10 protein-coding genes are annotated in these 9082 nt (G+C 34.9%); 7 read left to right on the plus strand and 3 right to left on the minus strand.

From position 1 onward, the window contains the following. Positions 1-116: 116 nt before the first annotated feature. Together ABFR62_03370 and ABFR62_03375 are read right to left on the minus strand one after the other, a co-directional pair. A complete protein-coding gene (locus ABFR62_03370) occupies positions 117-1052 on the minus strand; it encodes a metallophosphatase (GenBank protein MEN8137448.1) in 936 nt (311 codons plus the stop codon). Beyond that, a complete protein-coding gene (locus ABFR62_03375; protein ID MEN8137449.1) occupies positions 1042-1809 on the minus strand; it encodes a 5'-nucleotidase C-terminal domain-containing protein in 768 nt (255 codons plus the stop codon). Before ABFR62_03375 ends, ABFR62_03370 begins: the two co-directional genes overlap by 11 nt. A 60-nt stretch (positions 1810-1869) precedes the next feature. Between ABFR62_03375 and ABFR62_03380 the strand changes: the two genes are divergently transcribed. The 7 genes from ABFR62_03380 (at position 1870) to ABFR62_03410 (ending at position 7624) form a co-directional block, all read left to right on the plus strand. Then, positions 1870-2427: a hypothetical protein gene (locus ABFR62_03380; GenBank protein ID MEN8137450.1), complete on the plus strand. Its 558-nt coding sequence runs from the start codon at positions 1870-1872 to the stop codon at positions 2425-2427. Positions 2428-2667: 240 nt separating this feature from the next. Then, the gene (gene dapA, locus ABFR62_03385; GenBank protein ID MEN8137451.1) at positions 2668-3570 is read left to right on the plus strand and encodes a 4-hydroxy-tetrahydrodipicolinate synthase; all 903 of its coding nucleotides are present in this window, start codon (positions 2668-2670) and stop codon (positions 3568-3570) included. Between the two features lie 12 nt (positions 3571-3582). Next, on the plus strand, positions 3583-4095 hold the full coding sequence (locus ABFR62_03390; protein MEN8137452.1) for a ferritin: 513 nt from the start codon (positions 3583-3585) through the stop codon (positions 4093-4095). A 117-nt stretch (positions 4096-4212) separates the two neighbouring features. Then, a complete protein-coding gene (gene bamD, locus ABFR62_03395; protein ID MEN8137453.1) occupies positions 4213-5016 on the plus strand; it encodes an outer membrane protein assembly factor BamD in 804 nt (267 codons plus the stop codon). Positions 5017-5051: 35 nt separating this feature from the next. Further along, entirely contained in the window at positions 5052-5372 is a 321-nt protein-coding gene (locus tag ABFR62_03400) for a DNA-directed RNA polymerase subunit omega (protein MEN8137454.1), read from the plus strand. A 160-nt stretch (positions 5373-5532) separates the two neighbouring features. Beyond that, positions 5533-6735: a bifunctional phosphopantothenoylcysteine decarboxylase/phosphopantothenate--cysteine ligase CoaBC gene (gene coaBC / locus ABFR62_03405; GenBank protein MEN8137455.1), complete on the plus strand. Its 1203-nt coding sequence runs from the start codon at positions 5533-5535 to the stop codon at positions 6733-6735. A 1-nt stretch (position 6736) separates the two neighbouring features. Next, complete coding sequence (locus ABFR62_03410; protein MEN8137456.1) at positions 6737-7624, plus strand: DUF4835 family protein; 888 nt, start codon at positions 6737-6739, stop codon at positions 7622-7624. A gap of 89 nt (positions 7625-7713) precedes the next feature. Here ABFR62_03410 and ABFR62_03415 read toward each other — a convergent pair whose 3' ends face one another. Continuing rightward, on the minus strand, positions 7714-8901 hold the full coding sequence (locus tag ABFR62_03415; GenBank protein ID MEN8137457.1) for an alkaline phosphatase: 1188 nt from the start codon (positions 8899-8901) through the stop codon (positions 7714-7716). Positions 8902-9082: the final 181 nt, after the last annotated feature.

A 9082-nucleotide genomic window follows, 5' to 3' on the forward strand; every position in this document is an offset into this window, starting at 1 on the left:
AATAATACAACGATGCAAATTTAAGTAAATTATAATTGACAATATTATTTTGACAGCTTAGTATTTTTATAATAAATAACAGGTGCTAAAAAGTGAAGTTTGATGCTGATTTTGTATTAGACTTCTTCAGAATCACTCTTAACTTCCAGATATTTATTCAAAGCTACCCCGGGTTTTTTGTTTTTATCAAAGTAGAAATCTATTCTCCCTATATTGATGCCTGCAAAACCTGCCTGACTCACTATTGTATCTTCTCCGGCTTTGTTTTTAATTACATCGGGTTCCTTCATAAATGTGTGTGTATGACCCCCAACAATCAAATCAATATTATTGGTGTTTTCTGCCACAACCACATCCGAAACTTTATCACCTCTGTATTTATATCCCAAATGCGAAAGCATTATTACCAAATCGCATTTTTCTTCTTCTTTAAGAATCCTTGCATAATTATTGGCCGATTCTATCGGGTCGAGATACTTTATTGCGTTATAATTTTTAGGATCAACCAAGCCCTCCAGCTCTATCCCTATACCAAATACCCCAACTTTTATACCCGAGAACATGAATGTTTTATACGCTTCTAATTTTCCTTCTAAAACTGTGTTTGTAAAATCATAGTTGCAGTTTACAAAAGGGAAATTAGCATGCTTTAGGTGTTTGGCAAATCCATCTATCCCATTGTCGAGATCGTGATTCCCAATTGTAGCCACATCGTATTTCAGCATGCTCATCAGCTTAAAATTAAGCTCTCCACCATAATAGTTAAAATAAGGTGTTCCCTGAAAAATATCTCCGGCATCTACAAGAAGAACATTTTCATCAGTATTCCTGATGTCCTCAACAATTTTAGCTCTTTTAGCCATTCCTCCCATACCCGGATACTTAGGGTGATCATCGGGGAAAGGTTCAAACCTCGAGTGAGTATCATTTGTATGTAGTATCGTAATTTTAACAGGGTCATTCGACATACAGGAACTCAATGTAGAAACTCCCGATGCTAAAAAAGCACTCCCGGCTCCGGCAACTTTTATAAATTTTCTTCTATTCTGCATATGTAAATCTTCCGTCTAATTCAACATTTACCGTATCGGTTTTTTCAAAATAATCGATCATAGCATCTCTCATTTTATAGTCCAGTGTATCAATAGATAGTGGATCACTAAAAAAGTACATTCTGTCGCCACCATGCTGAAGGTAGTCGGTCGTAACTATTTTATACTGTTTTGTTTTGTCGTAATCTTTACCGCCTATTGAAACGTCGGTGGCCATATTGTCTTTTATCTTTAACCTGATGTTCGACATGGGGTGACCTTTACTGTTAGCCATATAGTTTAGCAGTTCAGTCATTTTGACACTATCTAAAGTTACTACAATAAGAGTGTTTTCGAATGGCATAATTTCGAACATATGCCTGAGGGTAATATCTCCTTTTGCTATTGGAGTCCTAATACCCCCTCTATTGAAAACAGCAAAATCTATTTGCTTCCCGAAATTATTTTTGTAACGCTCACTGGCCTGTTCATATACCAGATCGGAGATCAAATTACCTAAAGTACTTTCAAGCTTTCCGGTACCTCTTGAAGTTAGCAGATCTTCTTTCGAATAAGAGATAACCTTGTTTAACTCTACTTCCAGAGTATCGTGGTATGGCTTTATGAAATTCTCAATTTTTTTTACTCCTTCCAAACTATCGCTCACTTCAATGTAGCTGAAATCTGAACGACTCTTAGAGGGTTTATCGCTATTGCATGATGCTATTAGGAAGATTGTCAATATGCCCAATAGATAAAGCGCTTTTTTATACGACATCGGAACTTTTTTTGTTAAAAAATCTTTTCGAGTAAAATAAAAATGTATAACCTTGCATGTATGAGTAACAGCTTTGGAAATAACAGGACAAAAATAGCGCAATTTTTTTATAATAAGATTCAAAAAAAGGCTAAAGAGACTAAGGTAGATGATTTTGCATTCGTTAATGTGAAGTCAATAGGGATTATATTTGACGAAAATAGTGAAGGTATTAACGAATTTATTCAGGATATTTCTCAGGAATTTAAAAGTAAGTCGGGCGTAATATCAATTTTTGAACTCGCTTATAATGTTAGCGAAGCGAAGAAACCCGAGCCCAACGGAATTCCAACTGTATATTTCACAGATGAGGATGTTAATAGATATGGGAAGCCAAAATTTAAGGATGTGATCAATTTTATTGAAACTCCTTTCGACCTATTGATAAATCTTGCAGAAAACGGGCATTGGCCAATCAGGTTTAGTGCAGTTATGTCTAAAGCGAAGTTCAAAGTTGGCCGATACGAAGATAATAGTGATGTTTATGATTTTATGGTCGATACTGGTGAAAATATAAGTATGAAGAGTTTTTACGGTCTTATTTTGAATTATTTAAAGATCATTAATGCATCCGGATAATTAGAGTTATTATTTCTTACACTTTTTATTATATCTGCTATTTAACTTATATAGCTTAGATTCCAATTGTTTTTTAGTTATTCTAAACCAAACCATATAATTCTGTTATATTTATAACAAAATGTTTATTCTATAAATAGAACTTGTATATTTGATTAATAAAGTATTCCGGATTTTTATTAGAATTGAAAGGAAAGAGTATTTTTGTTAACCACACACACACATTTTATTGATAAACAAATGGTATTAACAGGAACCGGGGTTGCTTTGGTAACTCCATTTTACAATGATGGTAGCATTGACTTTGCAGGGTTGAAAAAACTGATAAACTACGTTACTGACGGTGGGGTAGAATATTTGGTAGTTATGGGAACTACTGCAGAGGTGGCTACATTATCCCGATCGGAAAAGAAAGAGCTTATTGATTTTATTATTAAGAATAATAACAAGAAACTTCCTTTAGTTCTTGGGATAGGGGGAAATAATACGAGAGAGATTATAGAAGAAATATCATATACAGATCTCAGTAAATTCGAGGCTATTCTTTCTGTTTCGCCATACTACAACAAGCCTTCGCAAGAGGGGATTTACCGACATTTTGCAGCAATTGCCGAAGCATGTCCGATCGATGTAATTCTTTATAATGTACCGGGTCGTACAGCCTCAAATATTAAGCCGGAGACAATAATTAGATTAGCCGAGAATTTTGAAAATATCGTTGCGGTGAAAGAAGCTTCAGGCGATATGGTTCAGGCAATGACACTGATACAAAATAAACCGGAAGGCTTTCATGTAATTTCAGGAGATGATGCTTTAGCTCTTCCTATTACCTTTATGGGCGGCAGCGGAGTAATTTCGGTTATTGGTCAGGCTATTCCGGCAGATTTCTCTAATATGATACGTTTGGCGATGGAAGGAGAAATTAACGAGTCGAATAGCTTGCAATATAAGGTATTGGAGTTGATAGCTTTGATATTTGAAGAAGGAAATCCCACGGGAATAAAATCTCTGCTAAAAAAATTAAATATTTGTTCTGATTTTGTAAGATTACCACTAATTTCGGCATCAAATTCATTAAGCGGTAAAATAGATTTGGAAATTGACCGTTTATACGAGAAGGATTTGGAATTTTTCCATAATTAAAACAAGTTAGTTATGTTATCAGAGAAAATGCAGAAGGCATTAAATGATCAAATAAAACTAGAAGGCGACTCTTCACAGATTTATCTTTCAATGGCTGTATGGTCGGAGAATCAGGGAATGGAGGGAGTAGCCAAATTTATGTATGATCACGCAGATGAGGAAAGGGAGCATATGTTGAAAATCATTCGTTTTGTAAACGAAAGAGGAGGTGAAGCTATAGTTCCTGAAGTTGCAAAGCCGATCAGTGAGTTTAAGTCTTTGAAAAAGATGTTCGAAATTCTTTTCAAACACGAAGTAATGGTTTCTAAAAAGATCAACGATATTGTTCACGTTACTCTGGAAGAGAGAGATTATGCAAGCCATAATTTCCTTCAGTGGTATGTTTCTGAGCAAATTGAAGAAGAGGCTCTTGCAAGAATGATATTGGACAAAATTAATATGATTGGTGACGATAAAGGAGGACTTTATTTGTTCGATAATGATATTAAAACCATAGTTGCTCAAGGAGGAACAGATCAGCAATAAATATAAAAACATAGTATATATGTGGGTTTTCGGGGTTAAATAGACCTGTTAACCCATTGATTTTCTATGCTTAAAATTCATTTGATTAATAAATAAATTAATCCTTATCTTTGCACGATGTTTAAGAAATTGAAACTCTTTATATATTTAGGTGTTTTCGCCCTTATTACTGTTTCATGTAGTGAGTATGAAAAAGTACTAAAAAGTAATGATACAAATGCTAAATTAAAAATGGCTAATGAGCTTTTCGAAGAAGGAAAGTACAGTAAAGCCAATAAACTTTTTGAGCAGGTACTGCCAAGTTATCGAGGGATGCCTCAGGCAGAGAGAATTACTTTTATGATGGCAGAATCGTATTATGAAATGGGCGACTATTTATTAGCAGCCTATTTTTATGAGCGATTTGTAAAATCATACCCTGAAAGTTCCAAAGTGGAGGAAGCAGCTTACAAGCAGGCTTATTGTTATTATTTAGATTCACCAAGATATACTCTTGATCAGGAAAATACAAATAAGGCAATTTCGGAAATGCAGAAGTTTATTAATAGATATTCTGATTCTGAAAAAGAGAAAGAAGCAAATGAAATTATCAGGGAACTGAGGATAAAGCTTGAAAAGAAAGATTTTGGTGTTGCACAGCAGTATATGAAACTGGAGGAATATCAGGCGGCAGATATTGCTTATGGTAACTTTATTAGTGACTTTCCCGATAGTGATTTAAGAGAGGATGCTTTCTATTATAAATTTGAATCTTTGTATATGTATGCCAAAAATAGCTTTTACACCAAGCAACAAGAGAGGTATACAAGTGCAAAAACTGCCTTTTTGGTATTTGAAAAAAGGTATCCTGAGTCGGAAAAAATGAAGAAGGCTAAAAAGTATTATGCAGAAGTACTTGAAGCTTTGGAAAATGCATCGTAATTTTAATTAGAATTAAGTTTAATCAGATATATAAAATGGATTATAAAAAAAGTACAGCGGCTGTTTCTACTATCACAAGAGATAGAAATGAAATTGATAAAGCTACAGACAACATTTATGAGTCTATTGTAATCATGGCTAAAAGAGCCAATCAGATCAATGCCGATATAAAAAAGGAGTTGATTGACAAATTAGAAGAATTTGCTTCAAATTCTGATAGTCTTGATGAGGTTTTTGAAAACAACGAGCAGATAGAAGTTTCCCGCTTTTATGAGCGTTTACCAAAAGCTCATGCTATGGCAATAGAAGAGTGGTTAAATGACAAAATTTATTATAGAAAATCGGATTCTCAATAAGAATTATTTTTTATAAAGGCTATTTTTAAATAGTTAAAGAGTGAATCAATTGTGCGATATTATTTCGTTACATTAATTGTTTTTATTTTCTTTGATAAACTATTTTGGAATAGCCTTTTTTGGGCTTTATACTATAGCAGTCGCTAAAATATTTTGGATTATGCAAGAAGTATTAAAAGGTAAGAACGTACTAATCGGTGTTACAGCCAGTATTGCAGCTTATAAATCTGCAATGTTGATTAGAGAGTTTGTTAAGGTAGGTGCCAATGTTAAAGTTGTAATGACAAAGGCCGCAACAGAGTTTATTACTCCATTAACCCTGTCAACGCTTTCAAAAAATCCTGTGCATACAAAGTTTACCACGGGAGAAGAGGGTGTTTGGAACAGTCATGTTGACCTGGGAATTTGGGCAGATTTTATGGTAGTTGCACCTGCAACAGCTAATACTTTGTCTAAAATGGCCAATGGGATTGCAGATAATCTTCTTGTTGCGACTTATTTATCGGCAAGGTGTCCTGTATATTTTGCTCCTGCAATGGACCTGGATATGTATAAGCATCCTACAACAGCCGGAAGTGTTAAGAAGCTTAAATCTTTTGGTAACATTTTTATAGATGCAAATTTTGGGGAATTGGCATCCGGACTGGTGGGAGAAGGTAGAATGGCCGAACCTGTAGAGATAGTTGATTTTATTGCAAAACATATTGCCATTGATTTACCGTTAAAAGGAAAAAAAGTTCTAATTACTGCAGGTCCGACATACGAAGCTATAGACCCTGTACGTTTTATCGGTAATCATTCTTCGGGAAAGATGGGATTTGAGATAGCTAATGAATGTGCTGTTCAGGGTGCAGAAGTGATTCTGATATCAGGACCAACGTCTTTATCGGTTAATAATCCCGGAATTAAAAAAATTGATGTTAGTTCTGCCGGAGAGATGTATGACGAAGTACACAATAATTTTTCCGGAGTGGATATCGGTATATTTTCGGCTGCAGTAGCCGATTACAGACCCAAAAATGTAGCTTCAGAAAAAATTAAAAAGAAGGATACTTCAATGGTTATTGAGCTGGAACCAAATTCCGATATATTGGCATCTGTCGGTAAAATAAAAACTAATCAGCTATTGGTTGGTTTTGCATTGGAGACCGAAAATGAGCTGGATAATGCAAAAAGCAAGTTGGAGAGAAAAAATCTTGATTTTATTGTATTGAACTCTCTAAAAGATAGTGGTGCAGGATTTAAGCACGACACAAATAAAATTACGATTGTTGAACGCTCTGGAGAGCTTACAAAATACGATTTAAAAACAAAAAAAGAGGTTGCAGCTGATATTGTAACCAAAGTTATTTCAAAACTATAGTATGCGTAAACTAACTTTCTTATTATTGATTTTCTTGAATAGCTCATTGTGGGCTCAAGAACTTAACTGTGAAATTGTGGTTAATTCCGATCGGATCGGTGGCACTAATAAGCAGCGATTCGAAACTCTGCAGACTTCACTTACCGAGTTTATGAATTCCACCGTGTGGACGCAATATAGCTATGAAGTAGAAGAGCGTATCGATGTGATTATTAGTTTGATATTGATGCAGGAGATTTCGTCAGATCAGTTCACGGCCACTATTCAGGTTCAGAGCCGTCGTCCGGTTTATGATACAGATTATTTTAGCCCAACATATAATTTTAAGGATACTAAATTTCAGTTTAAATATACTGAGTTTGAACCCTTGGTATATAATGAGCAAAGTTTCACAAGTAATTTGGTCTCCACAATGGCATTTTACGCATACCTGATGCTGGGAATAGATGATGATACCTTTAAGGAAAATGGAGGAACACCATATTTTGAAAAGGCCAGAAAAGTTGTTGAATTTGCACAAAACCAGGGTTTTTCGGGATGGGATCCAACATCAAACAGAACTAATCGATATTGGATTGTAGAAAATTTATTATCGGAAACTTATTCTGAGGCCCGACAGGCTTCTTATCAGTATCACAGATTGGGACTGGATATAATGAGTAAAGATCCTGTAGGAGGAAAAAACCAGATCATTGAATCGATAAAGAAACTTGAAAAAGTTGCACAAAGCAGGTCAAACGCCAATATTGTGAGAAACTTCATGGATGCTAAGGCAGATGAGATAGTGGAAATATTTAGCGCAGGGCCACCCGTTGATATCGAAGCTCTTAGAGAATCATTAACTAATATAAGTCCGACTAATCAGTCAAATTGGGCAAAATTGAAGTAGATTGTTGTAAATTATAGTATAAAAAAAAGCATTAGAAAAATATATTTTTCTAATGCTTTTTTTTTGATTAAGCTGTTTGTTTCTATGGTCTATTTATTTACTAATTCAACAGGTGAAAACCCAAAAGCCTTCATCATCTTATAAAACAATTCAGTATTATCGTAAATACCTTTAAACTGCTCTGCTCCCGGTCCATAAGCGAAAACCGGAACCATCATTCCTGTATGGCTTTTTGAAGTGTATTTGCCTTCTACGTATCCTTCTTCACTATTTCCGCCATTTACCGAAAGTCCTCCTGTTTCGTGGTCGGCAGTAACTATTACGAGTGTATTTCCGTCTTTCTCTGCAAATTTTAAGGCCTCACCAACTGCTCTGTCAAATTCAGCCATTTCGTCCAGAAGATCTTTGGTGTTATTGTCGTGTGCTGCCCAGTCTATTTGTGACCCTTCAACCATTAAGAAGAATCCATTTTCACTTTTATTTAGCAAATCAATAGATTTTTTTGTTGCGGGAACCAGCATCTCACCTCTATCGCTGTATTTTCCCGGATGTTTTGGATAAATTAACCCTGCAAGTTTATTACCGTTATACTTTTCTATATTTTCTAAACTCTCAAGAACTGTATATCCTTTTTCTTCCAGTTTTTTAATCAGGTCAACTCCATCTTCGCGTGATTTGAAGTTATCCATTCCCCCGCCGATAAAAATTTCTATGTCGGTATTAAGGAAGTCTTTTGCTATTTCCTCATACATCCTTCTGCTTGGCTGATGAGCTATAAACGAAGCCGGAGTGGCATGTGTTATCGAGGAAGCCGCAACCATACCGGTATACTTACCGTTTTTATCGGCAATTTCCAGAATAGTTTCTGCTGTTTTACCTTCAGTATCTACTCCAATTGCACCTTTATTTGTTTTTTCTCCGGTAGCTATAGCTGTTCCACCGGCAGCAGAATCAGTATTAAATTTGTCGGCACTTTGTGTTTTTGAGAAACCTATATTGTAGAACTTTTCGAAGTAAGCATTGCCGTTATTGGCTGTTATTGCCGCAAAAACATGCGAAATTCCCATTCCGTCTCCAATCAACAGAATAATATTTTTGGCTGTGGTTTTATCACCCTTGTAATCGGTAATTTCTTCAACTTCATATTTTTTATCCAGTGAATATGTACCTGCCGGAATTTCTTTTGCATATTTACCGTCTTTGAAATCTTGCGCTTCTATACCGGAAACGCTTATAAGCAATGCAGCTATGAATAATTGTATTTTAAATAAATTCATTATTATTGATATTAAGTTTTAGACATACAAATATCGGTCTATTATTTATATTTAATATTAATAAGAGTTATAAAAAAATCTTTTTTGTTTTAAGGGCTGTTAAGTCTAATAATCTGAATTCAATTTTATCGTTGAACTTAGGTAATATAAATCCGTGGCTTTTTATATGTTGCCACAGATT

The sequence above is a fragment of the Bacteroidota bacterium genome (assembly GCA_039714315.1).
Classification (GTDB): Bacteria; Bacteroidota; Bacteroidia; order Flavobacteriales; family JADGDT01; genus JADGDT01.